Origin of the sequence: Micromonospora sp. NBC_01405, assembly GCF_045040155.1 — a bacterium.
Taxonomy (GTDB): domain Bacteria; phylum Actinomycetota; class Actinomycetes; order Mycobacteriales; family Micromonosporaceae; genus Micromonospora.
The window spans coordinates 7188068-7211172 of record NZ_CP109532.1; the positions used below are offsets into that span (position 1 = coordinate 7188068).

Sequence of the window (23105 nt, forward strand, 5' to 3'; positions counted from 1 at the left end):
TACATGGAAACCGTAAGACTCGGCGGCGGAGGCGCCATGTGGGGCGACGCGTACGAGCCGGCGCTCGACCTCGCGGAAAGCGGCGAGGTGGACTACCTCGGGTTCGACATGCTCGGCGAGCTGGGCATGTCGATTATGCACAAATTGCGGATGCGTGATCCGCAGGCTGGTTACTCCACGGACATCATACCTCGGTTCAAGTCGCTGATCCCGATCGCCCGTGAGAAGTCGATCAAGCTCGTCACCAACGGCGGCGGCGCGAACAGCGAAGGCGCGGGCCGTGCCGTCGCCGACCTGGCCCGACGCAACGGGTGGAACGGCCTGAAGGTGGGCACGGTGGTGCAGCCGCACCTCATCGACGACCTCGACAAGATCACCGCAAGTGGGTGGGTATTCGAGAATCTCGACACCGGGGAGCAGGGCCTGGACCGTATCCGTGACCGGATTGTCGCCGCGGACCCGTACACCGGCTCCGAGGGCATCGTCGAGGCCCTCGGCCAGGGCGCCGACGTTGTGATCACAGGGCGAACCTCCGACAATGCGATCTGGCTGGGTCCGCTCATGCACGAATTCGGCTGGACATTCGACGACGGGCACCGCAACGACATCGCCACCGGCATTATGGCCGGGCACCTGATCGAGTGCGGCCCGCTTGTCACCGGTGGGCTGTCGACCCAGTGGCGTCTTGTGAAGGGCGACAAGTCCAACCTGGGTTACCCGATCGCCGACGTGACGCGCGACGGCAAGATCCGGATACGCAAGCTGCCGAGCACCGGCGGTGTCGTCAACGAGTTCACGGTGAAGGAGCAACTGCTCTACGAGGTCCACGACCCGGCGCGATACCTGATGCCCGACGGTGTTGCCGACCTGACCAACATCCAGGTACGAGAAGTGGCCGAGGATGAGGTCGAGGTGACCGGGATTCACGGGCATGCCCCGACCGACACGCTCAAGCTCATGATCGGATATCAGGACGGCTGGATCGGGGAGGGCATGATCCTGTGTCCGTGGCCGGACGCGCTGGCCCGGGCCGAGCACTGCGTGGAGATGATCCGCGGCCGTGTCGCGCGTCTTGGTATTGAGCTCGACGAGCTGCGGTTCAGCTTCGTTGGCCTCAACGAGCTCGGCGGTAGCTTGGTGCCGACGCCGGCCGAGGAGCCCAGCGAGGTCGCCCTGCGCGTCGCGGCGCGGGCCCGTACCCGTGAAGCCGTCGGCGCCATCATCCGGGAGGTCACGCACCTCTGGATCATGGGGCCGGCCGGAATGGCCCTGCACACGCCGCCCACCGCCCCGCGTCCTGTGATTTCGCTGTGGCCCACGCTGGTGCCCCGCGATGCCGTGTATCCCCGCATCCGTACGACAGTGGAGGAGGTCCGCTAGCCATGACCACGGTCCAGCTCGGAGATCTGGCGTTCGCGCGCTCCGGTGACAAGGGCGAGCGCAGCAACATCTGTGTCCTCGCGTTCGACGCGGCCGCGTTCGCCCGCATCGACGCTGCCCTCACTCCAAAGCTCGTACTCGAGTTCTTTGCCGGCCTCGCGGATGGTCCTGTGACGATCTACCGGGTGCCAAATATGAACGCCTTCAACGTGATCGTTGACGGAGCGCTCGGCGGGGGTTCGACCCGCACCTTGTGGTGGGACGTCACCGGCAAGTCCATGGGCAACCACCTTCTGCGCCTGCCGATCGAGGCCTCCGGTGACTGACTGGCCGGACGCGCAACGTGCTTGCGCTGGGACGCCACTGGAGGGGGTGCGCGTTCTGGAGTTCGCGCACCTCATCGCTGGGCCCGCAGCCGGGTTGGCGCTGGCGGACCTTGGCGCCGACGTGCTGAAGGTCGAGCGTCCGGGAACAGGCGACGTAGCCCGGGGGCTCGGAGCCATGTATCAGACGTGGAATGGCGGCAAGCGGTCGCTGGCCATCGACCTCCACAACCACCGCGAGCGGGCCGTGGTCGCTGACCTGGCGGCACAGGCGGATGTCGTGATCGAGTCGTTCCGGCCGGGTGTCATGGACCGACTCGGGCTGGGGTATGACGCCATCCGTGCCGTGAACCCAGCCGTCGTCTACCTGTCGATCTCGGGATTCGGGGAGCATGAGCGCCTACGGGACCGGGCTGGCGTCGATGCCGTCCTCCAGGCTGAGAGCGGCATTATGGCGCAGACCGGGGAGCCGGACGGTAAGCCGATGCGCGCCGGGGTACAGATGATCGACGGCGCCACCGGGCTCGCCGCCGGGCAGGCCGTGCTGGCCGCCCTCTACGCCCGCACCCGGCACGGTCGAGGCGACCGCATCAGCCTCTCCCTGTTCGACGTCGCTATCTACATACAGTCACATCAGTTCACCGAGCTCTCACTCACGGGTCGCGGACCCGAGCGCACCGGCAACAGCGTCACGTACGCGTACCCCGTTGGTCTCTTCGAGACCGCCGACGGTGCGGTCATGATCTCCTGTTACATGCCTGGGCACTGGGAACGGCTGTGCGCGATCCTTCACCTCGATATCGCCCATGACCCACGGTTCGCGACCAACGCCGACCGCCTTGCACGGCGCGACGAGCTGGCACCCCTGATCGAGGCGGCGTTTCGCGACCGCCCCACAGCCGAGGTTCTCTCGGCGATGCTCGATGCGGGGCTCACCGCGGCGAAAGTCGCCTCGTACTCCGATGTGGCCGGCGGCGAGGCGGCACGCTTCAACCAGACCTTTGTCGACGTCGGTGACCACACCGTCGTTCGCCTGCCCTACCAACTCGCCGCCAACCCGACCGTCGCGCGTACGGCTGCCCCGCAGTTGAATGCGCACGCTTGCGTCCTCCCGGATCTGTGATGGAAACCGTTCTCACCGCGTTTGTCTTCGGCATCGCCAACGGGAGCCTTCTTTCACTCCTCACGTTCGGCCTGGTGCTGGTCTACCGGGCGACCGGACAGCTCAATCTCGCGCACGGCATGATCGGGACCATCGGCGCTCTGGTGGTCGTGGAATACGGCATCACCGATCTTCCGATGCCCGTGATCCTCCTCGTAATGTGTGGCGTCAGCGCGCTGCTCGCATTGGCGACCCAGCAGATCGTGCTCCGTCCGATGCGCAATTCGCCAGTGTGGTCGGTCGTGGTCGCCACGCTCGCGGTCGCGATCCTGCTGCGGACCGTCGCGAACATCGTCTGGGGCAACACGCCACGGCCCTTTCCCACGGTCCTCGGACGGGAGGTGTTCCTCATCGGACCGGTGCCCGTCTCGAGTCAACAGGCTGTGACCATCGTGGTGACCGCCGTGTTCCTGCTCGGATTCGCCGCCTTCTACAAGTTCACCCGGCTCGGTACTGCGCTGCGCGCGATGGCGGCCAGCCGCACCGGGGCTGACATCGCCGGCATTCCGACCGGCCGGCTCGAATCGCTCGTGTGGGTCATCGGTGGCGTCTTCGCCGGCCTGACTGCGTTTTTTGGATCCCCGATCACGTTCGTCACCCCGGGCATGCTCGAACCCTTGCTCCTCCTCGCGTTGGCTGCGGCGGCCATCGGCGGCCTCACCTCACTGGGCGGGGCGGTCGCGGGTGCACTCATGGTCGGTGTGGCGAACGAGTTCGCGAGCCTGTACATCCCGTCCCACTTCCGCGCGAGCGTGCCCGTGCTCGTCATCGGACTCGCCTTGCTGCTGCGGCCCCAGGGACTTACCGTCCGACGTCAACGGGGGGCCGTATGAACGTCCTACGTCGCTGGTCACCGGCCGCCCTGACGGTCGCCGCAGTCGTGGCGATCGCCATCCTCACGACCGTGCTCCCAGGATTCCGGCTTTCGCTCGGAACTCAACTGTTCGCCTATGTTGTTATCTGCCTCAGCGCCAACCTCCTGTTCGGCTACGCCGACGAGATCGTGCTCGCGCAGGCGGCGATCGTCGGGTTCGGAGCCTACGGATTCGCGGTGGCGGTCAACGCCGGCATCCCCCTGCTCTTGGCCGCGCTGGTCGCGATCGCACTATCGTCTGTTGGCTCCGTCCTACTCGCGTTCCCGGCGCTGCGCCTGCAGGGACTGTTCCTCGCCATCATCACGCTGGCGTTCCAGTTCGCCTTCTCGGGGGCTGCCGAGGGCTGGCGCGCTGTGACTGGCGGGCTGAACGGAATCGCGGTGAACAGCCTGTTCACTGCGCCAGTGCCCGGCATGGAAGCCGAAAGGTTCTGGTTCCTGGTCGCAGGTCTACTGGCCGTCCTCGTCGTTTTGGCCATGCGTAGACTCGTCCGCGGGCCCTTCGGCCGCGGCCTGGCGGCGCTGCGCGACGCTCCGGAAGCAGCCGCCGCTTTGGGTATGCGGGCGCTGCACTGGAAGCTGGTAACTTTCGCCCTCGCGGGGAGTATCTCCGGTGTCGGCGCCGTCCTACTCGTGGGCCGCACGGCGTACGTCAGTCCCGGAAGCTACACGGTCCAGCAGTCCATGCTCATCACGGTGGCGATCATCGTGGGCGGGGTCGCCTCGATCACGGGATCGGTCCTCGCGGCGTTCATTGTCGTGGGGCTGCCGGAGTTGCTGTTCGCCCTGGGCGTCTCCGCCGAGCTGACACCGGTGATCATCGCGCTGGCCATCGTGGTGTGTCTGCGGTTCCTGCCGCGGGGCATCGTAAGCCTGCCCGGACTCGTCGAGCGACGTCTACGGCGTGCCCACGCGAAAGGGGCGTCGTCGTGACTGAACTTCGCATCCAAGACCTACACGTCGGCTACGGCGGTGACGACATCGTCGATGGTGTCTCGCTCACCATCGAGGGCGGGGAGGTTCTCGTCGTCCTCGGCCACAACGCCGCCGGCAAGTCCACCCTCCTGAAAGGTGTGGCGGGGCTCGCGACCTGCACGTCAGGGTCCGCCCAGATCGACGGGGTCGTTCTTGACCGCCTCCCCACCCCCGGGCGGGTGAGAGCCGGGCTGGGTTACGTCCCCGCCGACCGTGCGCTCTTCGACGGGCTTACCGTCCGGGAGCACCTCGTGATCGGCGCCTACACCCTTGGCCGGCGCGAGGGACGTGCCCGCGTAGCCGCAGTCGAACAACGATTTGGCGGCGCGTTGGGGCGCCTGCGGAACACGTCCGTCCAGGGCCTGTCCGGCGGCCAGAAGCAGTTGGTTGCGATCGGGCGGGCGCTGGTAGCGTCGCCGCGGGTCCTGCTCCTCGACGAGCCCACAATCGGCCTGTCACCGGCAGTGGTCACTGCGGTCATGGCGACGATCGATGAGCTTCGCGCCGAGGGTCTTGCGCTTCTCGTCGTAGAACAGAACGTCACCACGGCGCTTGGCCATGCCGATCGGGCCGTCGTCCTCACCCACGGCCGTATCACCCTCGAGGGCGACGCGGCCAAGCTCCTGGAGGACGACTCGATCGGAGCGCACCTCGTGGCCGACGGCGACCGCCTTGAGGCGACCCGCGACGACGGCAATGCGGAGGGAGAACCCCGATGAGTCAGCCCCTTCTTTCTGTCGACGATGTGGCGGTGCGGTTCGGCGCACATGAGGTGCTTCGCGGGGTCTCTTGCGAGGTCCACCCGGGCGAGGTCGTAGCTCTCATCGGCCCCAACGGTGCCGGCAAGACGACCCTGTTCAACGCAATCTCGGGTTTCGTTCGACCTTCCCGCGGGTCGATCAGCCTCAACGGCAAGGCGCTCGCCGGCCTACGGCCCGGCCAGCTCTTCGCGGCCGGCGTCGCACGCACCTTCCAGGAAGGGAACCTGTTCGAGTCGATGACGGTCCGGGAGAACCTCTTTGGCGCGTCGGGTGTTTCCCGACTTCGCGACGCCTTCGGTACCTTCTTCGCGACGCCGAGTGGGCGGCGCCGGGAAGTGGCTGCTCGGGAACGCGCGCGATCGCTGGCGGATGAGTTCAACGTCACCCGACTGCTCGACAAACAGGCATCGGACATCTCAACCGGCAGCCGGCGGCTGGTCGGCCTCGGCCGTGCGCTCGCCGCCGAGCCCGCGCTGCTGTTGCTCGACGAGCCGGCGGCCGGATTGTCGATCAACAACCGTGCGATGCTCTCGCGGATCGTGCGCGCCATCGCCAGGAACAGCAGCCGCGGCATTCTACTTGTCGAACACGATCTCGACTTCGTGTCCGACAGCGCGGACCGGGTATACGTGCTGCATCTCGGTGAGATCGTCGCCGAGGGCACGCCGGCCGAGGTGCGCCGGGATCCCGGCGTGCGTGCCGCTTATATGGGCTCGTGAGAAGACCCAGGGGCAAGACCTGTGCCCCGCCGATGCAGCGGCTGGGCCGATGAAAGGCAGGGGCGATGGGTACGACGAACCTCGCTGATTACCAGGATAAGTACGACATGGTTCACTTTGAACGCGAGGATGGAATCCTCACGATGAGGCTCCACTCCGGTGACGGGCCGTTCATGTGGACGATGCCTGATCACCTCAAGTTGCTGTCAGCGTTCGCGGACGTGGCCGGCGACGAGCAGAACGAGGTCGTCATCTTCACCGGCACGGGTGACGTGTTCAGCGGCCCACTCCCGACGGCTCCGGAGTTGGGGGCACGGATACGGCCTGACTCAACGCCCCGCGAATGGGAGCGGCGCTACTGGGAAGCAACGCGCTTGGAGCTTAACCTGCTCGACATCGGGGTCCCGGTCATCTGCGCCGTCAATGGACCGGCCGTGCGCCACGCCGAACTTGTATTTCTCTGCGACATCGTACTGGCATCGGAGACTGCGGAGTTCCAGGACTCCGTCCATTTCCACGACCACATCGTGCCCGGCGATGGGTGCCACGTCGTCTACCAGGAAATAATGGGAATCCGGCGCGGAACCTACTTCCTCATGACTGGCGAGATAATCTCGGCCCAAGCCGCTCACAATCTTGGAATGGTGAACGAGGTACTTCCCCCTGACGCACTCATGCTGCGGGCACTCGAACTCGCCCGGTACATACGGCAACGGCCGGTCCTAGTGCGCCGGTTCACGAAGATCCTCCTGAGCGACAAGCTGCGGACTGCGATGCACCAACGGCTTGGACACGGACTCGCCCTCGAGTCTCTTGCCTACCTCGATGGTGCCGACGCGGTGAGCTGATAGGTCCGGCGGTCGTGGCGCTCTCACAGTGAGGCCATCTCGTGCGCCCAGCAGAGTGAAGGTTGGCCAGGTAGGTGGTTGATCGTCTTTGAACCATCTTCAACCTGGATCACGCGGCGCCTGCGCTCCGCCCTCCACTGCGACCACTATCGACCGCAGGAAGAGGCTGAAAAAGGTTCATTCGTAGCTCGTCGTCGCTTACCGGTGGAAGTTCGGTCAGGGTAGCTGTCAGGTTCCCGGTAGCAGGCCGACGGCGTTGGGAAGTGGCCAGCGTCGAAGCGGCTGAATGATCACCAGGAGTCCGCGTTCTTTTGCGTAACCCCGACGGAGCAACTGCCCTGAAGCAGGCTATCCGATCATATAACTACCTCGCGAAGACCCTGGCGCCCGGTCGAACTCCACGCGGCCCCGTTGGTGCTGTTGATCAAGACAACGCGCTGGTCAGCCGGGCGCATTTACAGCAATGGGATTAGCATTGACATCATTAGAGTTGGGATTATGCTGACGGGACGGCTTGGCTCGCGTGGAGCCGGAGCAGACAAGGAGCCTCGCGCCCATGAACGCACCTTCCCGGTTCAGACACCTCTCGGCCCTGGCGGCTCTCGCCGCCGTGGCTGCCGTTGCCGCATGCAGTGCTCAATCATCCGGAACTTCGAATTCCGGTTCGATCAAGGTCGCGATCACGCAGGCCATGTCGGGGGGTACGCCTCCCGGCCTCATCGCACTTAATGAGCAGATCAACGGCGGCTTTCTGTCCTACATCGACAAGGTAAACGCAGCGGGTGGGATCGACGGCCGGAAGATCGACGTCCTGCAGCTCGACGATCAGACAGACCCGTCGCTCGCCCTCACGCTCACTCGTCGAGCAGTCGAGCAGAATCAGATCATCGCGATCGGCTCGATCAGCAGCGCGGCGACCTACTCCGCGATCCTTCCCTACCTCAAATCGCAAAAGATCCCTCTGGTTTCCGCGGCTGCGGGGTTCTTGTCCACGGTCATTCCGGTGAATGCCAACATCTTCACGGTGCAGACACCGCTCGAGGTGCAGGGCGCCATCGCCGGCAAGTACATCGTCGAGAGCCTGGGTGTCCGCAAGATCGGATACGCGGGATACAACGACTTGGGTGGATACTCGTGGGCCCATGGCTTCGAGCAGGGTGTTAAAGCTGCTGGCGGCACCATCGTGCTGACTGACGAGTTCCCCCGTGGCCAGACCGACTTCTCTGGACTGATCACCAAGCTGCGCAACGCCGGAGCGGAGACTGTCGCCATCTACGGCTCGCCGACCGAGCTTACGGCGGTGCTGCAGGCGGCCGATGCGCGCGCCTACCACCCGACCTGGTACACCGGACCCGGCGCAACCGACCCGTCGACCATCACCCTCGCCGGCAAACTCGCCGAGGGCGTGTACGGCGCAGTGCCCTACCAACTGCCCAACGCGGCCACCCCGCAGGCGCAACTCTTCCGTGACACCCTGGACAAGTACGACTCGTCGATCGTCAAGGGCGTCTACACGGAGTACGGCTACTCGGCGGCACAGGCGCTCGTCGCCGCCCTGCGCGGCGTCGAGGGGAAGATCACCCGTGAGTCGTTCCGTGCCGCGCTGGAGTCGACCAAACTCGACCCCGCCGAAACGCTGTTCACCCCTCAGGCCGTGGGGCCGGACAGCCACGTGTTCAATAGCAGCCTCCAGGTCGTGCAGTTCAAGGCCGGTGAGATGACTGCGGTAGGCGGTCTCAGCACGGGCGACCTCAACATGGTCAAGCCGTACACCGTATAGCATCGACACGTAGCTCGAACACCAGCGGCCCCCGCCGGTACTGCCGGCGGGGGTGCACGTTCAGTTGCTCTCGTTTTCGTTGATGATGGTTTTACGACCTCCCCAGGTGCGGCCTATCGGCAGACGTGAGGCCGTGTGGATGGTCATCGAGACCGGTAGACCGATCGCGGCCGCGGCCCGTGACCTGGAAGTCCACGAAGCCACCCCTGGGAAACTGGGTTAACACCTAGCGTTGTGAACATGTCAAGCCGGCACGGAACAACACTCGAAACGAGAACGCCCGCGTGAAGGAGATGGAAGCACCCAAACGCCGAGACGTACCACCGGCGGCACTTCGACACCCAGGCCCGCGTCCGGTTCGCCGTGGCCGAGCACATCGAGATCTTCTACAACCGGCGACGCCTGCACTCAACCCTGGGCCACCATGCCCAGCCGAAGCCCTCACCGCGCATCACCTTGCCACCGCAGCCTGACCAACCATTAGCGACGACCTCTTCCAGATCCCTGACACAGAGCAGAATATGCTCCTCTCATGACCAAGGCAGACCCCGCAATCAAGTCCGACGACGACCCGCAGAGCCCCGCGTTCCACGATCCGGTGGAGGCGTCGTACAGCCAGTGGGTAGCGCATGGTTGGGGTGACGCCGCCCCAGGGATGTCGGTGGTGACCTCGCTAATCCGGACGCACCGCCTGCTGCTCGCGCGCATCGATGATCAACTGCGCGGCCTCGACCTAACGTTCTCCCGCTACGAGGTTCTCATTCTCCTGCACTTTAGCCGGAGCGGAGCGCTGCCGCTCACGACGATATGCGCGCAGCTCGAGGTTCACCAGACGACCGCGAGCATCGTGGTCGGTCGCTTGGAGAAGCAGGGCTTCATCACTCGGGTGCCCCATCCGACGGACGGGCGGTCGAAGCTCGTCCAGCTCACCGAGATTGGCCGCGCTGTGGTTCTCGACGCGACCAAGCGACTCAACGCGACCGTCTTCATCGACAGCATCTTCACCGCGGAGCAGATCCGCGAGCTCCGAGCGCTGCGCAGCGTCCTTCTCACCTAATCCCCGTCACTGATTGATCAACAAGGATGGGAGGGCGCTGTTGCTTGTCGGAAGCGTGGCGACCGTGGCGGTGACCAGGGAAAGCTCACCGACGGGTTGTCGCCGGTGGTCGCCAATTCCGGTCCCGGGAATTCGTCCGAGCCCTCCACCGCCACCGGATGGCCGGATCGATGGGCCGCGTCGGCGCCGCCGGCGACAACGCCGCCATGGAGTCCTTCTTCGGCCTCCTGCAGAACAACGTCCTCAACCGGCGATCATGGGCCACCCGCCAGCAACTACGGATCGCGATCGTGACCTGGATCGAACGGACCTACCACCGACGCCGACGACAGCGGTCGCTGTCCCGGTTGACCCCCGTTGAATTCGAGACCATCATGCACCCACCGGCCAGTCAGGCCGCGTGACTACACCTGTCACCTACTCGTGCAGCAGACCCCAACCTGGTCCCCCTGCTGGAGCAGGTCCGGGTCCCCCGACCCGGCGGTGTCGGACGGCCCCGCCAGCGTCCGGACTCGCTCACCGGTGACAAGGCGTACTCCTCTCGTGCGAACCGGACCGCGCTGCGGGACAAGGGCATCACCACGGTCATCCCCGAGCCCAACGACCAGATCGCCAACCGGAAGCGGAACGGACGACGCGGCGGCCGACCACCACGGTTCGACAAGGTCGCCTACCGGTGCCGCAACCAGGCCGAACGCGGCTTCAACCGGCGCAAACACTGGCGAGGACTCGCCACGAGGTACGACAAGGTCGCCTACCGGTGCCGCAACCAGGCCGAACGCGGCTTCAACCGGCGCAAACACTGGCGAGGACTCGCCACGAGGTACGACAAACTCGCCGCCCACTTCCAGGCCACTCTCCACCTGGTCGAAACCCTCGACTGGCTACGCGCCGTCCCCGACCACCAAGATCCGCAAGACAGAACCTAGTGCGGTGGCGAGCGTCCCGAGGAGCGGTCGGAGTGTCTTCTCGGGCAGGTAGGGCTGCGGCCGGGCGCCGAGATGTTATTAAGGTCACTGACCGGGTTTCTGGCTCCTCCACCTGTCGATCAGCACGGGTAGTTCGCGCCAGAGGTAGTCGTAGAAGTCACGCATTTCGGCCAGGCGCCGGCCGGCGGTGCTGTCTTCGCCGGTGGTCGCGATGCCTTGCTCGGCGGCCTCGCGCATCGCCTTGACCGTCATGTTCTGGCCGGACATGAGGGTTGCCCAGGCGCCCTCAGGCAGGCGGAAGTGTTCCCGTCGGCTGCCTGGGGCGGGTACGCGCTGGATCAGGCCGACGGTGGTGAGGGCCTTCACAGCGGTGGAGACGCTGCCGGAGCTGATCGAGAGAGTTTCGGCAATCTCTCCTGCCGTCATTGTCTCCTGTTCGGTGAACAGCAAGGCGGCGAGTACCCGTGCGGTCATCCGTTGCAGGCCGCCCTGGGTGAGGGTCAGGGCAAGCTGCTCCGCGGGGTCACTCAAGGCGGCCATCGGAGTCCTCTCGTCGCTCATCTTGACGGAATACTAACAGCTTCGGCTCTTCGCAGATCTCTGAAGCTTCGCTACTGTCGGAGGCATGGGAGATGTGATTCGGCTGGAGAAGTTGAGCAAGACGTACGGGAGCCGCCGGGGGTTGGTCGACCTGGACCTGACCGTGGCCGAGGGCGAGGTATTCGGTTACCTGGGCCCAAACGGGGCCGGGAAGTCGACCACGATCCGGCTGCTGCTGGACCTGATCCGCCCCACCGGTGGCCGGGCGTGGCTGTTCGACCGCGACCCACGCGAGCACGCCGTCGAGTTGCACCGACGCGTCGGCTACCTCGCGGGAGACTTCGTGGTCAACCCCCGTCAAAAGGTCGGCGAGTGCCTGGCGTTCCTGGCCGACCTGCGCGGCGGTGTGCCGAGGTCCCGCATCGACGACCTCGCCGTCAGGCTGGATCTTGATCTGTCGGCTCGGATCAAGGCCCTGTCAAAGGGAAACCGGCAGAAGGTCGGCCTGGTGCAGGCGTTCATGCATCAGCCGGATCTGCTGATCCTTGACGAGCCGACGTCCGGCCTTGATCCGCTGGTCCAGCAGACGTTCCTCGACCTGGTCCGCGAGGCGAAGGCCGCCGGGCAGACGGTGTTCATGTCCTCGCACATCATGACCGAGGTCGAAGCGGTCGCCGACCGGGTCGGGATTATCCGCGAGGGCCGTCTCGTCGCCCTCGACACCGTCGCCCGGCTCCGCAGCCAGGCCGTTCACCGCTTCGAGATCACGTTCCTCGGCCCGGTCGACCAGGCGGCCATCGCCGTGCTCCCGGAGATCTCCGATCTCAGCTTCGACGGCGCGACCGCCCGGTTCCAACTCGCCGCCAGTCCCGACGCGTTGATCCAGGTTCTCGCCCAACACCGGGTCGCCGTCCTGCGGGCCAGCGAACCCGACCTCGAAGAGCTGTTCTTCAGCTACTACCAGGCCAACCGAGAAGCCAAGGAGGCCACCCGTGCCTGATGTCATGACGAAGTCGCTGTGGGACTCCCGGCGCAGCCTCGCCGGGTTCGCGGTCGGGACCGCCCTGGTCGGCGCCATGTACGCGGGCTTCTACCCCCAGGTGTCCGACGGGGCGATGGGTCAGGCCGTCGAAGGTTTCTCCCCCGCGATGCGGGAGGCGCTCAACATGGAGGACCTGTCCTCTGCCGCCGGGTATCTAGGCTCCAGCGTGTTCGGCATCATTGTGCCGCTGATCGCCGTCATCTACGGCATCACCACCGGCACCCGCGCCATCGCCGGAGACGAGGAAGCCGGCTACCTCGACCTTCTCCTGGCTCACCCGGTCGCCCGTACCCGGCTGCTGCTGCACCGTTTCCTCGCCCTCACCATCGGCGCCTTCGCCCTGGCCGGGCTCGTCTGGCTGGCCATGCTCACCATCCGCTCCGGCGCCCAACTCGACACGGTCAGCGTCGCCCAGTTCACCGCCCAGTGCCTGGCCCTGGCACTGCTCGCCACGTTCTTCGGCACCGCCGCCATCACCATCGGCGCGGTCACCGGCAGCAAAGCCGCCGCGCTCGCGGGCACCGCCGTCCTGGGGGTACTCACCTACGCGGCGAACACCTTCGCCACCCAGATCGGCGCCGACGCCGCCCGCTACGCCTCCCCGTTCCACTACTACATCGGCGACGAACCGCTCCGCAACGGCTTCCAGTGGGCCGACCTGGGCATCCTCACCGCAGCCATCGCCCTCCTGGTGTCCGCCGCAATCACCGCGTTCAACCGCCGCGACCTCACCAGTTGACCGCCCCCGCCGGCCCCTCGCAGCACACCCCTGCGGGTCCGCCGGGAAGTCTGGTCGGCGATGTCTTTGTCGACCCCTCCTGAGGAGCCGTATGGGAACGCCCGGTAGCCCCAACCAGCACCTGTTCGGTCGTGGGAGCTGGCCCGAGGTCCGTCGGGTCGGCGACATCCTCCGTACCGAGACGGTCGGCGGGGTGCTGCTCCTCGGCGCCGCGGTGCTGGCCCTGGTCTGGGCGAACTCCCCATGGGGTGATGCGTACCGCGCCCTCGGCAGCGCGCAGGTCGGTCCCGCCGCACTGCATCTGGATCTCACCCTGAGCCAGTGGGCGGCCGACGGGCTGCTCGCGATCTTCTTCTTCGTCGCCGGGCTGGAATTGAAGCGCGAGTTCGTCGCCGGTGACCTGCGCGACCCGCGCCGGGCGGCGCTACCGGTCGCGGCAGCGGTCGGCGGGATGGCGGTGCCCGCCCTGATCTACGTCGCGATCAACACGAGTACAGGGGACGGCGCCCTGGCGGGCTGGGCGATCCCGACCGCCACCGACATCGCCTTCGCCCTCGCCGTCCTCGCGGTGATCAGCACCCACCTACCGGCGGCAATGCGGACCTTCCTGCTCACCCTCGCCGTGGTCGACGACCTGATCGCGATCCTGATCATCGCGCTCTGCTACACCAGTTCGCTGCACCTGGTCCCGCTCGGCCTGGCCGTCGTCCCCCTCGCCGTGTTCGGGGTGTTGGTGCAGCGGCGGATGCGGTCGTGGTGGCTGCTGCTGCCCCTGGCCGCCGCCACCTGGGCGCTGGTCCACGCCTCCGGCATCCATGCCACCGTCGCTGGAGTCCTGCTCGCCTTCACCGTGCCGGTGATCCGCCGGGCCGAAGGACCAGTGCCCGGCCTGGCCGAACACTTCGAGCACCGCTTCCGTCCCCTGTCGGCCGGCATCGCGGTACCGGTCTTCGCGTTCTTCGCCGCCGGGGTCTCGATCGCCGGCGCCGGTGGTCTCGGCGCCACCCTGACCGACTCGGTCGCCCTGGGCGTCGCGGTGGGCCTCGTCGCCGGCAAGGCGATCGGGGTCACCGGGGCGACCTGGCTGGTGCAGCGGTTCACCCGGGCCCGGCTCGCCGAAGGATTGAGTTGGTGGGATGTGTTCGGGCTCGCCCTGCTCGCCGGAGTCGGGTTCACCGTCTCCCTGCTCATCGGTGAGTTGGCCTTCGGCTCCGGCAGCGAACGCGACGAGCACACCAAGATCGGCGTCCTGCTCGGATCACTGGTCGCGGCCCTGTTGGCGACCGCCGTGCTACGAGTCCGCAACCGCCACTACCAGCGCATCTGCGCGGTCGAGGAACGCGACACCGACGCCGACGGCATACCGGACGCCTACGAGACAGACGACCTGCGGCGCTGACCGCCGCCCCGCCCGAGCGGAGCCTTCCTACCGGTGACTTTCGGGCGTAGGCTCCGTTGTGGAGCGCCGGGAAGTCTGGTCGGCAGTCGCATCATCGAGTCGACCGAAGAAGGCTCCCGTGGATACATTCGCCATTCGTACCGAAAATCTCACCAAACGCTACGGGCGGGTCCTCGCCCTCGACACGCTCGACCTCAGCGTGCCGACCGGATCGGTGTTCGGCTTCCTCGGCCCGAACGGCGCCGGCAAGTCCACCACCATCCGGCTACTACTCGGCATGGCCCGCCCGACCACAGGGTCGGCCCGGATCTTCGACACCGACTCCCAAAACGTGAAAACCGCGCACCGGTCGTTGGCGTACGTACCCGCCGACGTGGCGCTCTGGCCGGGACTGACCGGCGCCGAAACCCTCGAACTACTCGGACGCACCGGCCCCGGCGTCGATCGCGAATACCGCGACGAACTGGTCGAGAGGTTCGCGCTGGACCTGTCGAAACCCGGCCGAACGTACTCAACCGGCAACCGGCAGAAGGTGGCCCTGGTCGCCGCGTTCGCCACCCGCGCACCGTTACTGGTCTTCGACGAGCCGACCAGCGGCCTTGACCCCCTGATGGAACGGGAGTTCCAACACACCGTGGCGCAGGCCCGCGAACGGGGACAGACCGTGTTCCTCAGCTCCCACCAACTCCCCGAGGTCGAGGCCGTGTGTGACCGGGTCGCGATCCTGCGCGCCGGCCGCCTCGTGGAAATCGCCGACGTCGCGGACCTACGGCGGCTACACCGCAGCCAGGTCGAGGTCACCTTCGCCGGCACGGCACCCCAGTTGACCGGGGTGCCCGGCGTGGAGACGGTCGAGATGGTCGGACCAGCACGGCTGCGGTTCACCCTCACCGGCCCACCCACGCCGGCACTGCGGGCCCTGGCCACGGCGGACGTGACAGCCCTGGAGATTCACGAACCGACGATCGAGGAGATCTTCCTCGACTACTACACCGAGGTGTCCCGGTGACCGCCGTCGACACGCGGGCGCCGCAGGTACCGCCGGTCACCGCACCTTCAGCCGCCGGTCGCACGGTGACCTGGCTGGCCGTCCGCCAGCTGCGGCACGGCGCGAGCATCGTGATACTCCTCGTCGCCGGCATGTCGGCGATGGTCGCCACCACCTACGCCAGCACCGTCGGCGACGCCATGGACGCCGCCGCCCTCGCCGCACTCGCCGAGAACCCGGCCATCCGCACCCTGTTCGGCGAACCGGTCGCCCTGAGCACTGCGGGCGGTTTCACCGTATGGCGCACCGGCACCGTCCTCGCCGTCCTGGTCGGAGTATGGGGCCTACTCACCGCCACCCGGATAACCCGGGGGGAGGAGGATGCCGGCCGCTGGGATCTTCTCCTGGCCGGACGGATCCCCCTGACCACCATCGTGATGCGCCACATCACCACGGTCGTCGGCGCCCTGCTGCTGGCCGGGCTCGCCACAGCGGGCGCACTCATCGCTACCGGCACCCCACCGGTCGGGGCTTTGCTGCACGGCGCGGGCGTCGCGCTGGTCGGGGTGTTCTTCGCCGCCGCCGGGACCCTCGCGGCGCAGATCTTCCCCGCCCGCGGCACCGCGACCGGGGCCGCTACGACTCTGCTCGGCGCCGGGCTACTCATCCGGATGATCGGTGACGGCATCGACGCACTGGGCTGGCTGCGGTGGCTGTCCCCGTTCGGACTCATCGCACTCTCCCGCCCCTACGACGCCAACCGGGCCCTGCCGCTGATGGTGCTGGCCCTGGCCGCGTTCGCGCTGCTCGCCACCATCCCCGCGACCACCCGGCACCGCGACATCCGGGGCGGCTGGCTCGCACCCCGGACGGGTCGTGCCCCACGGTTGGCCCTACTCGGCTCGATACCCGCGTTCGCCGTCCGGCGTCTGCTGCGCCCCCTTGCCGGCTGGACTGCCGGCATCGGCGCCTACTACCTGCTCATCGGCTTCCTCGCGGTCTCGATGACCGACTTCCTCGCCGACAACGCGCAGTTCGCCGACCTCGCCGCACAAACCGGATTCGCCGGCCTCGGCTCCGTCGAAGGCTACGCGGCGGCGACGTTCGGGCTGCTCGCCATCCCTGTCGGGATCTTCACCGCCGTACGGATCGCCACGACCGCCGCCGACGAAACCGACCGCCGGCTCACCCTGCTCTACGCCCAACCCGTCACCCGGACACGGCTACTCGCCGGCGAGGCCGCCGTCACAGCAGGCGGTGCGGTGATACTCACCGCCGCCGCTGGGCTCGCCACCTGGGCAGGGGCAACCGCCGTCGGCGCACCGCTACACGTGGACAAGGCCCTCACGGGCGCCGTGAACGTCGTACCGGTCGCCGTGCTCTGCCTGGGAGCAGCCATCTTCGCCCTCGGCTGGCTACCCCGCGCCATCGCGCTCATCGGCGCCCTACCCGCTGCGGGCGGCTTCCTCCTCCAAGTCATCGCCGACAGCACCGGCGCACCACACTGGGTCGGCCAGCTATCTCCATTCGCACACCTCGCCCCGGTCCCAGACGTACCACCGAACTGGCCTGGGACCGCTGGAATGGTCGGCATCGCAACCGTGCTCACGATCATCGGTGCCTACGGCTACCAGCACCGCGACCTACGCGACTGACGGTCCCTAACAGGCAGACGCACCGGCCCCAGGGCTCTACCGGACCCGCCAGACAGCACGGCTGCCCACGTGCTGGGTGCCCGGGGCGGCGCTTGAGACCCCGGGTTGCCCGGCCCCACCAAGGCACCAAGATCCGGGAGTGGGCGGACAGGAACAAGGTCGAGGTGTGTTTCACCACGACCTACGCCTCCTGGGCCAACCCGACCGAGGCATGCAGCGGACCGCTGCACACCTTTGTCATCGCCGGCTCGAACCACCCGAACCACGCTGTGGCGACCCGGGCAGGCGCATCTACGCCAGCGCCCGCTGCCCCGGGCGGGTGTTGGCCCGTCAGCGAGATTGCCGGGGGAGGCGGGTGACGCCGCTGGCGTGTTCGAGCGCTTCCCGGAGCTGGTGCGCTTGCAGGGTGAGTCGCTGGATGTTCGCGATCGCCACTTCCAGGTTCACGGAGAGGTTCTCGTTGTCGCGACGGAGACGGGCATTCTCCCGGCGCAGACTCGTCATGGTGATGCCGTTGATGGCGGTCGGTACCGCTTCGCCTGCTCCGGCCAGACCGGACGCTACAGATCTTGAATGGCCAGGTTCGTCCGATGTGGTCTGTGTGATGGCCTTGGGCTGGTGTAGATCGATGGGATGAGGTATTCCGATGGAGGTGGGTTGTCCGCGCGGGGGCGGGCGAAGCGTGAGGCGGTACGACACCAGGCTGCCGGGTGGTTCGCCCAGGATGTGTCGGTGCCGGAGGTCGCCCGCCGGCTGCGGGTGTCGCAGACGGCGGTGTACGGGTGGCGTAAGCGGTGGCGGGCTGGTGGTGAGCAGGCCCTGGCCTCGAAGGGGCCGGGTGGGTCTCACTGATCGACTGGATGCTGACGGAGGGCCGGCGACGTGGCGGCAAGCCGGGAACAGGGCTGGGTGTCCGATCGGTGCGCCTGACTCTCGGCCGGCTCCGGACCGCGCTGAACGTCGCGGTTCGCCGCCAGCTCGTGGTGCGGAACGTCGCAGCGTTCGTAACCATCCCCAGGTCACTGGCGAAGGCCGCCGCTGAGGCGAGGGCAGAACGCAAGCCCTGGACTCAGGACGAGGTGAAGGCGTTCCTGGCCGGCATCACCGGCGAACGCTTACACGCCCCCTGCCTGCTGTCACTCATGGGCCTGCGACCCGCTGAGGTGTGTGGGCTGCGCTGGTCCGATGTCGACTTCGAGGCCGGCACGATCGCCGCCGGCGAGAACACGCGGACGCTCGTCGACGGCGAGATCGAAGAGAAGGAGGCCAAGTCGGCGGCCGGCAAACGCGGCCTACCGATGCCCACCACAGTCACAAAGGCCCTGAAAGCACTCCAGACGCTGCAGAAGAAAGAACGACTGAAGGCGGGCGATGCCTACGTCGACAGCGGCTACGTCCTGGTCAACGAACTCGGCCAGCCGCAGCGCAGCGACTGGCTCCGCCGCCGGGTGTACGAGCTGATGGCTAAGGTCGGAGTACGCAAGGTCCGGCCGTACGACGCGCGGCACGCGTGCCTGACCTACCTCGCCGGCGCTGGAGTGCCCGACGTCGTGCTGGCGGCCTGGGCCGGTCACGCGGACGGCGGCACGCTCGCCAAACGGGTCTACGTCCACCCCGACAGCAGCCACCTGAAGGTGGCGGCCGAGCACCTCGAATCAGGGCTGTTCGGGTGACTCCGGCGCCCGAAATTCAGCAGTACGCGCGTACGTGATGAATTGTGAGACGAACAGCAAGAAGGCCTCGACCCACCGAAGTGAATCAAGGCCCTGACCTGCTGTTTTACTGTCGGGACGGCCGGATTCGAACCGACGACCCCTTGACCCCCAGTTACATAACAGTTATGTCACGGCATGCCGAATCATACTTAAAAGTGCGCGAATCCGGATTCTTCGATACCGCCCGATACCGCAATGCCGCCAGCACCGCCACCTCCCCTCGGGCCTGTGACCAGGGCCGTGACCACAGAGAATCAAGTGCTCGGTCTGCCGGCAGATTCGGCTCGTGGATTGGTGGCTCATCACAGATGAGGGTGTAGTTGAGGTCTGAAGCCGCCGGTCTCGAGCAGGGATCGGGCGATGTAGTTGGTGAGATTGCGGAAGCCGAGGGCGGAGCCACGCAGGTGCTCGAGCCTGCCGTTGATGGCCTCCGTCGGTCCGTTGGACGTTCCAGGTCGGTCGAAGTAGGCCAGCACGTCGGCCGCGCGCTTCTTCAGCGTTCGACCGAGTGTGATGACCTCGGTGAGGGGCTTCGGCACGCCGTGGCTGATCGAGTCGATGAGCTTGACCATCAGCTCGCGGCCACGACCCCGGTCCTGCTCGCGGTAGGCCTCGATCATCCGCTGGTAGATCCCCCAGGTGGCCTCGACCTCGACATGGGCATCGTCGGCGAACAGGGCGGCGAGCCGGTCGGTCTGCTTGTCGGTGAGCAGGTCGGCGCCGGTGTGCAGGGTCCGGCGGGCGGAGTAGAGCGGGTCATTCTTCATCCCGCGGTGGCCGTGGATGGCCTGCTGGACCCGGCGGCGACACCGGTCGAGGGCGTCGCCGGCCAAGCGGACCACGTGGAAGGGATCCATCACCGCAACCGCGTCGGGGAGTTCCTCGGCGGTGGCGGTCTTGAAGCCGGTGAACCCGTCCATCGCCACCACCTCCACCCCGTCGCGCCACGTCTGGTCACGGTCGGCGAGCCAGGACTTGAACGCCTGCTTTGAGCGGCCCTCGACCATGTCCAGCAGCCGAGCGGGTCCGGTGCCGTCACGGATGCCGGTCAGGTCGATGATCACGGTGACGTACTTGTCGCCGCGGCGGGTGTGGCGCCACACGTGCTCGTCGACCCCAATCGCGGCCACGCCGTCGAACCGGGTGGCGTCGTTGATCAGCACCCGCTTGCCGGCTCTTCACAACTTGGGGTGTAGTTGGAGACCGAAATGCGCCGGGGCGCGCGTCAGTGATCGGCGCCGGCTCGATGCTGGCGGCGGCGCGTGATGCCGGATGGGGGCCGTCGGCGATGATGTCGGCGTGGAGTATGTGTCCAGGGTGCCCGGTCCGCCGCTGGACGGGCTGATCGACGACCTCTACTACCTGGAGGGCGCCCCGCCGTACTCCCGGTTGATGCTGCCGGCGGCGCCTGCGCCATTGCTTATCGTCAACCTCGGGGCGCCGTTTCTCATCCGCGCAGGCACCGACGTAGAAGCCGTGGAGTACGCCGACGGCTGCGCGGTCACCACGCCCACCCGCGCGTGGGAGTTCAGCTACCCAACCCCGACCCGGTCCGTCGGCGTCCACTTCAAGCCGTGGGGGCTGGCACCGTTCCTTCCGATGCCCGCGGCCGAGCTGTGCGACCGACCGGCGACGGTCGAGCAGATCTGGGGCCAGCCCGCTATCGCTGAGTTGCGACGCCGACTGACCTTGGCAGACGCACCGCACAAGATGCTGATGTTACTCGAAGAGGAACTGGTGCGACGGCTGCGGGCGATCGACGGTCTTGACCTGGTCCGCCAAGTGAGCAGCGCGATCGCGGCGACAGGCGGGACAGTGCCAATCAGCGACATCGGTGTGGCGGCCCGCGCCAGCAGCACGTACTTGGCGAAGCGGTTCAAGACCGTCGTCGGTGTCACGCCGAAACGGCTGGCTCGCAGCTACCGCTTCACCTCCACCGTGTTGGCGATCGACGTCGCTGCACCGATCGACTGGGGAGACGTTGCCGCCGACGCGGGCTACTTCGACCAGGCCCACTTCGTGCGCGAGTTCCGGGAGTTCACCGGTCTCACGCCGACCAGGTACGTCGAAGTCCGGCGGCGATTCCTGCGCGACCATCCTGGCCACGCACTGGGCGGCTGGCCGCTGCCAGCCGATTGATTTCGTACAAGAGCGACAGCTCACGCCGCACAAGACTGGGGACTCCCAACAGAGGAGGAATCCATGGGCAAAGTGGTCATGAACGCGTCGGTTTCGGTGGATGGTTTCATCGCAGCTGAGAACGACGATCCCGGTCCGATATTCGAGTGGCTGGTCAGCGGTGACGTGCCGTTGGACGGCGGTGGCGTTCTGAAGGTGTCGCAGGCGTCCTACGACCACATCCGGCCGTACTGGGACGAGATCGGTGTGACGATCGCCGGCCGTCACGTCTTTGACATCACAGACGGCTGGGATGGGACGCCTCCGAGTGGGATCGACCATGTGGTCGTCGTGAGTCACCGTGGTGCGCCCGAGGGCTGGGACCCCCAGGCGCCCTTCCACTTTGTCGACGGCATCGAGGCAGCCGGGGCCAAGGCGCGAGAGCTTGCGGGTGACCGCACTGTCGAGGTGGCCGCCGGCGACGTCGGCGGCCAGATGCTCGCCGCAGGTTTGGTCGACGAGGTACGCATGGACGTCGCACCCGTCGTGCTGGGCTCCGGCAAGCGCTACTTCGGGTCCGTCGACGCGCAGCACCTGTTGGAAGGCCCAGACGTAGTTGTTCAGGGCAACCGGGTGCTTCACCTGCGCTATCGGGTGCGCCGATGACCGATCTGAGTGGGTACGCGAAGAAGTCCGCTGCGGCGGTGACACGAGATCGGGCCTCCGGCTGCGTTTGTGCATCGCTGCCCCGGCATGGAAGTCGTGGTCTTCCAGATTGGCACACCTCGACTTGTCTGACGCTGCCTTTGCCTGCCCTGACCTGACCAAGTTCTGCCGGCTCGATGAGCTCGGCCTGGCCGTCACCGGCCAACGACTCAAGCCCGACCGTGCGGTGCTGGCATGCCGGGTCGTCGAACCGGACCAGTGGTGCCGTCGCTGTGGTTGCAAAGGCATACCGCGCGACACCGTGACCCGGGAGCTTGCCCACGAGCCGCTGGGCTGGCGGCCGACGACCCTCGTGGTGACCGTGCGCCGCTACCGGTGTACCGGTTGCGGTCACGTGTGGCGCCAGGACACCAGCCTCGCGGCTGAGCCGCGAGCGAAGCTGTCGCGTCGCGGGCTGCGGTGGGCACTCGAGGCGATCGTGTGTCAGCACCTGACCGTCGCGAGGGTCGCCGAGGGACTCGGGGTCGCGTGGAACACCGCCAACGACGCTGTCCTGGCCGAAGGCAAGCGGGTGCTGATCAACGACGCCACCCGGTTCGACGGCGTGGCCGCGATTGGGGTCGACGAGCACGTGTGGCGCCACACCCGCCGCGGCGACAAGTACGTCACCGTGATCATCGACCTGACCGGCATCCGTGACGGCACCGGACCCGCTCGGCTGCTGGACATGGTCGAGGGCCGCTCAAAGCAGGCGTTCAAGTCCTGGCTCGCCGACCGTGACCAGACGTGGCGCGACGGGGTGGAGGTGGTGGCGATGGACGGGTTCACCGGCTTCAAGACCGCCACCGCCGAGGAACTCCCCGACGCGGTTGCGGTGATGGATCCCTTCCACGTGGTCCGCTTGGCCGGCGACGCCCTCGACCGGTGTCGCCGCCGGGTCCAGCAGGCCATCCACGGCCACCGCGGGATGAAGAATGACCCGCTCTACTCCGCCCGCCGGACCCTGCACACCGGCGCCGACCTGCTCACCGACAAGCAGACCGACCGGCTCGCCGCCCTGTTCGCCGACGATGCCCATGTCGAGGTCGAGGCCACCTGGGGGATCTACCAGCGGATGATCGAGGCCTACCGCGAGCAGGACCGGGGTCGTGGCCGCGAGCTGATGGTCAAGCTCATCGACTCGATCAGCCACGGCGTGCCGAAGCCCCTCACCGAGGTCATCACACTCGGTCGAACGCTGAAGAAGCGCGCGGCCGACGTGCTGGCCTACTTCGACCGACCTGGAACGTCCAACGGACCGACGGAGGCCATCAACGGCAGGCTCGAGCACCTGCGTGGCTCCGCCCTCGGCTTCCGCAATCTCACCAACTACATCGCCCGATCCCTGCTCGAGACCGGCGGCTTCAGACCTCAACTACACCCTCATCTGTGATGA

The 23105-nt window shown here is 67.0% G+C and carries 23 protein-coding genes and 2 pseudogenes; 22 read left to right on the plus strand and 3 right to left on the minus strand.

The genetic code is table 11. From position 1 onward, the window contains the following. Positions 1-3 precede the first annotated feature (3 nt). The 12 genes and pseudogenes from OG559_RS30720 (at position 4) to OG559_RS30775 (ending at position 10808) form a co-directional block, all read left to right on the plus strand. Complete coding sequence (locus OG559_RS30720; protein WP_405110540.1) at positions 4-1380, plus strand: acyclic terpene utilization AtuA family protein; 1377 nt, start codon at positions 4-6, stop codon at positions 1378-1380. Between the two features lie 2 nt (positions 1381-1382). Beyond that, a complete protein-coding gene (locus tag OG559_RS30725; protein ID WP_405110543.1) occupies positions 1383-1706 on the plus strand; it encodes a hypothetical protein in 324 nt (107 codons plus the stop codon). A gap of 46 nt (positions 1707-1752) precedes the next feature. Next, on the plus strand, positions 1753-2826 hold the full coding sequence (locus OG559_RS30730) for a CaiB/BaiF CoA transferase family protein (RefSeq protein WP_405110546.1): 1074 nt from the start codon (positions 1753-1755) through the stop codon (positions 2824-2826). Then, a complete protein-coding gene (locus OG559_RS30735; protein WP_405110549.1) occupies positions 2826-3698 on the plus strand; it encodes a branched-chain amino acid ABC transporter permease in 873 nt (290 codons plus the stop codon). The genes OG559_RS30730 and OG559_RS30735 overlap by 1 nt, the downstream gene beginning before the upstream one ends. 47 nt (positions 3699-3745) lie before the next feature. After that, complete coding sequence (locus OG559_RS30740; RefSeq protein WP_405110552.1) at positions 3746-4672, plus strand: branched-chain amino acid ABC transporter permease; 927 nt, start codon at positions 3746-3748, stop codon at positions 4670-4672. Continuing rightward, the gene (locus tag OG559_RS30745; RefSeq protein WP_405110555.1) at positions 4669-5433 is read left to right on the plus strand and encodes an ABC transporter ATP-binding protein; all 765 of its coding nucleotides are present in this window, start codon (positions 4669-4671) and stop codon (positions 5431-5433) included. Before OG559_RS30740 ends, OG559_RS30745 begins: the two co-directional genes overlap by 4 nt. Continuing rightward, entirely contained in the window at positions 5430-6194 is a 765-nt protein-coding gene (locus tag OG559_RS30750) for an ABC transporter ATP-binding protein (protein WP_405110558.1), read from the plus strand. The genes OG559_RS30745 and OG559_RS30750 overlap by 4 nt, the downstream gene beginning before the upstream one ends. Positions 6195-6259: 65 nt before the next feature. Further along, the gene (locus OG559_RS30755; protein WP_405110561.1) at positions 6260-7042 is read left to right on the plus strand and encodes an enoyl-CoA hydratase/isomerase family protein; all 783 of its coding nucleotides are present in this window, start codon (positions 6260-6262) and stop codon (positions 7040-7042) included. A 556-nt stretch (positions 7043-7598) separates the two neighbouring features. Then, entirely contained in the window at positions 7599-8822 is a 1224-nt protein-coding gene (locus tag OG559_RS30760) for an ABC transporter substrate-binding protein (RefSeq protein ID WP_405110564.1), read from the plus strand. 532 nt (positions 8823-9354) lie between these two features. Then, entirely contained in the window at positions 9355-9879 is a 525-nt protein-coding gene (locus OG559_RS30765) for a MarR family winged helix-turn-helix transcriptional regulator (RefSeq protein WP_405110566.1), read from the plus strand. A gap of 107 nt (positions 9880-9986) precedes the next feature. Continuing rightward, positions 9987-10283, plus strand: a pseudogene (locus tag OG559_RS30770) (integrase core domain-containing protein); the annotation flags it as partial. 48 nt (positions 10284-10331) lie between these two features. Further along, positions 10332-10808, plus strand: a complete 477-nt coding sequence (locus tag OG559_RS30775; RefSeq protein WP_405117091.1) for a transposase — start codon at positions 10332-10334, stop codon at positions 10806-10808. Between the two features lie 84 nt (positions 10809-10892). Here OG559_RS30775 and OG559_RS30780 read toward each other — a convergent pair whose 3' ends face one another. After that, positions 10893-11369 (minus strand): GbsR/MarR family transcriptional regulator, encoded by a 477-nt coding sequence (locus tag OG559_RS30780; RefSeq protein WP_405110569.1) that lies wholly within the window; start codon positions 11367-11369, stop codon positions 10893-10895. A 64-nt stretch (positions 11370-11433) separates the two neighbouring features. Between OG559_RS30780 and OG559_RS30785 the strand changes: the two genes are divergently transcribed. The 5 genes from OG559_RS30785 (at position 11434) to OG559_RS30805 (ending at position 17171) form a co-directional block, all read left to right on the plus strand. Then, the gene (locus OG559_RS30785; protein WP_405110571.1) at positions 11434-12348 is read left to right on the plus strand and encodes an ABC transporter ATP-binding protein; all 915 of its coding nucleotides are present in this window, start codon (positions 11434-11436) and stop codon (positions 12346-12348) included. Next, complete coding sequence (locus OG559_RS30790) at positions 12341-13129, plus strand: ABC transporter permease subunit (RefSeq protein ID WP_405110574.1); 789 nt, start codon at positions 12341-12343, stop codon at positions 13127-13129. Before OG559_RS30785 ends, OG559_RS30790 begins: the two co-directional genes overlap by 8 nt. A gap of 91 nt (positions 13130-13220) precedes the next feature. Further along, positions 13221-14528: a Na+/H+ antiporter NhaA gene (gene nhaA, locus OG559_RS30795; protein WP_405110577.1), complete on the plus strand. Its 1308-nt coding sequence runs from the start codon at positions 13221-13223 to the stop codon at positions 14526-14528. Positions 14529-14646: 118 nt separating this feature from the next. Beyond that, positions 14647-15537, plus strand: a complete 891-nt coding sequence (locus OG559_RS30800; protein ID WP_405110581.1) for an ATP-binding cassette domain-containing protein — start codon at positions 14647-14649, stop codon at positions 15535-15537. After that, positions 15534-17171 (plus strand): ABC transporter permease, encoded by a 1638-nt coding sequence (locus OG559_RS30805; protein WP_405110584.1) that lies wholly within the window; start codon positions 15534-15536, stop codon positions 17169-17171. Before OG559_RS30800 ends, OG559_RS30805 begins: the two co-directional genes overlap by 4 nt. 330 nt (positions 17172-17501) lie before the next feature. Here the strand turns inward: OG559_RS30805 and OG559_RS30810 are convergent, their stop codons facing one another. After that, the gene (locus tag OG559_RS30810) at positions 17502-17675 is read right to left on the minus strand and encodes a hypothetical protein (protein ID WP_405110587.1); all 174 of its coding nucleotides are present in this window, start codon (positions 17673-17675) and stop codon (positions 17502-17504) included. A gap of 129 nt (positions 17676-17804) precedes the next feature. Here OG559_RS30810 and OG559_RS30815 point away from each other — a divergent pair, with 129 nt between their 5' ends. Further along, positions 17805-18023, plus strand: a complete 219-nt coding sequence (locus OG559_RS30815) for a helix-turn-helix domain-containing protein (RefSeq protein ID WP_405110590.1) — start codon at positions 17805-17807, stop codon at positions 18021-18023. Positions 18024-18091: 68 nt separating this feature from the next. Further along, on the plus strand, positions 18092-18844 hold the full coding sequence (locus OG559_RS30820) for a tyrosine-type recombinase/integrase (protein WP_405110593.1): 753 nt from the start codon (positions 18092-18094) through the stop codon (positions 18842-18844). 344 nt (positions 18845-19188) lie between these two features. Here OG559_RS30820 and OG559_RS30825 read toward each other — a convergent pair. Continuing rightward, positions 19189-20058: pseudogene (locus tag OG559_RS30825) on the minus strand (ISL3 family transposase); the annotation flags it as partial. A 127-nt stretch (positions 20059-20185) separates the two neighbouring features. On the opposite strand from OG559_RS30825, the gene OG559_RS30830 reads away from it, so the two are divergent. From OG559_RS30830 to OG559_RS30840, 3 genes are all read left to right on the plus strand, one after another. Further along, positions 20186-21025 carry a helix-turn-helix domain-containing protein gene (locus OG559_RS30830; RefSeq protein WP_405110595.1) on the plus strand — a complete coding sequence of 280 codons (840 nt, stop codon included), beginning with the start codon at positions 20186-20188 and terminating at the stop codon, positions 21023-21025. A gap of 63 nt (positions 21026-21088) precedes the next feature. Further along, positions 21089-21670, plus strand: a complete 582-nt coding sequence (locus OG559_RS30835; protein WP_405110598.1) for a dihydrofolate reductase family protein — start codon at positions 21089-21091, stop codon at positions 21668-21670. A gap of 124 nt (positions 21671-21794) precedes the next feature. Further along, positions 21795-23102 carry an ISL3 family transposase gene (locus tag OG559_RS30840; protein WP_405110601.1) on the plus strand — a complete coding sequence of 436 codons (1308 nt, stop codon included), beginning with the start codon at positions 21795-21797 and terminating at the stop codon, positions 23100-23102. Positions 23103-23105: the final 3 nt, after the last annotated feature.

What these genes read in the sequence shown, in the direction of transcription:
- OG559_RS30720 (WP_405110540.1), top strand. Translation starts at nt 4, where the DNA reads ATGGAAACCGTAAGACTCGGCGGCGGAGGCGCCATGTGGGGCGACGCG.
- OG559_RS30725 (WP_405110543.1), top strand. Translation starts at nt 1,383, where the DNA reads ATGACCACGGTCCAGCTCGGAGATCTGGCGTTCGCGCGCTCCGGTGAC.
- OG559_RS30735 (WP_405110549.1), top strand. Translation starts at nt 2,826, where the DNA reads ATGGAAACCGTTCTCACCGCGTTTGTCTTCGGCATCGCCAACGGGAGC.
- OG559_RS30750 (WP_405110558.1), top strand. Translation starts at nt 5,430, where the DNA reads ATGAGTCAGCCCCTTCTTTCTGTCGACGATGTGGCGGTGCGGTTCGGC.
- OG559_RS30755 (WP_405110561.1), top strand. Translation starts at nt 6,260, where the DNA reads ATGGGTACGACGAACCTCGCTGATTACCAGGATAAGTACGACATGGTT.
- OG559_RS30760 (WP_405110564.1), top strand. Translation starts at nt 7,599, where the DNA reads ATGAACGCACCTTCCCGGTTCAGACACCTCTCGGCCCTGGCGGCTCTC.
- OG559_RS30765 (WP_405110566.1), top strand. Translation starts at nt 9,355, where the DNA reads ATGACCAAGGCAGACCCCGCAATCAAGTCCGACGACGACCCGCAGAGC.
- OG559_RS30780 (WP_405110569.1), bottom strand. Translation starts at nt 11,369, where the DNA reads ATGAGCGACGAGAGGACTCCGATGGCCGCCTTGAGTGACCCCGCGGAG.
- OG559_RS30785 (WP_405110571.1), top strand. Translation starts at nt 11,434, where the DNA reads ATGGGAGATGTGATTCGGCTGGAGAAGTTGAGCAAGACGTACGGGAGC.
- nhaA (WP_405110577.1), top strand. Translation starts at nt 13,221, where the DNA reads ATGGGAACGCCCGGTAGCCCCAACCAGCACCTGTTCGGTCGTGGGAGC.
- OG559_RS30810 (WP_405110587.1), bottom strand. Translation starts at nt 17,675, where the DNA reads ATGACGAGTCTGCGCCGGGAGAATGCCCGTCTCCGTCGCGACAACGAG.
- OG559_RS30815 (WP_405110590.1), top strand. Translation starts at nt 17,805, where the DNA reads ATGAGGTATTCCGATGGAGGTGGGTTGTCCGCGCGGGGGCGGGCGAAG.
- OG559_RS30835 (WP_405110598.1), top strand. Translation starts at nt 21,089, where the DNA reads ATGGGCAAAGTGGTCATGAACGCGTCGGTTTCGGTGGATGGTTTCATC.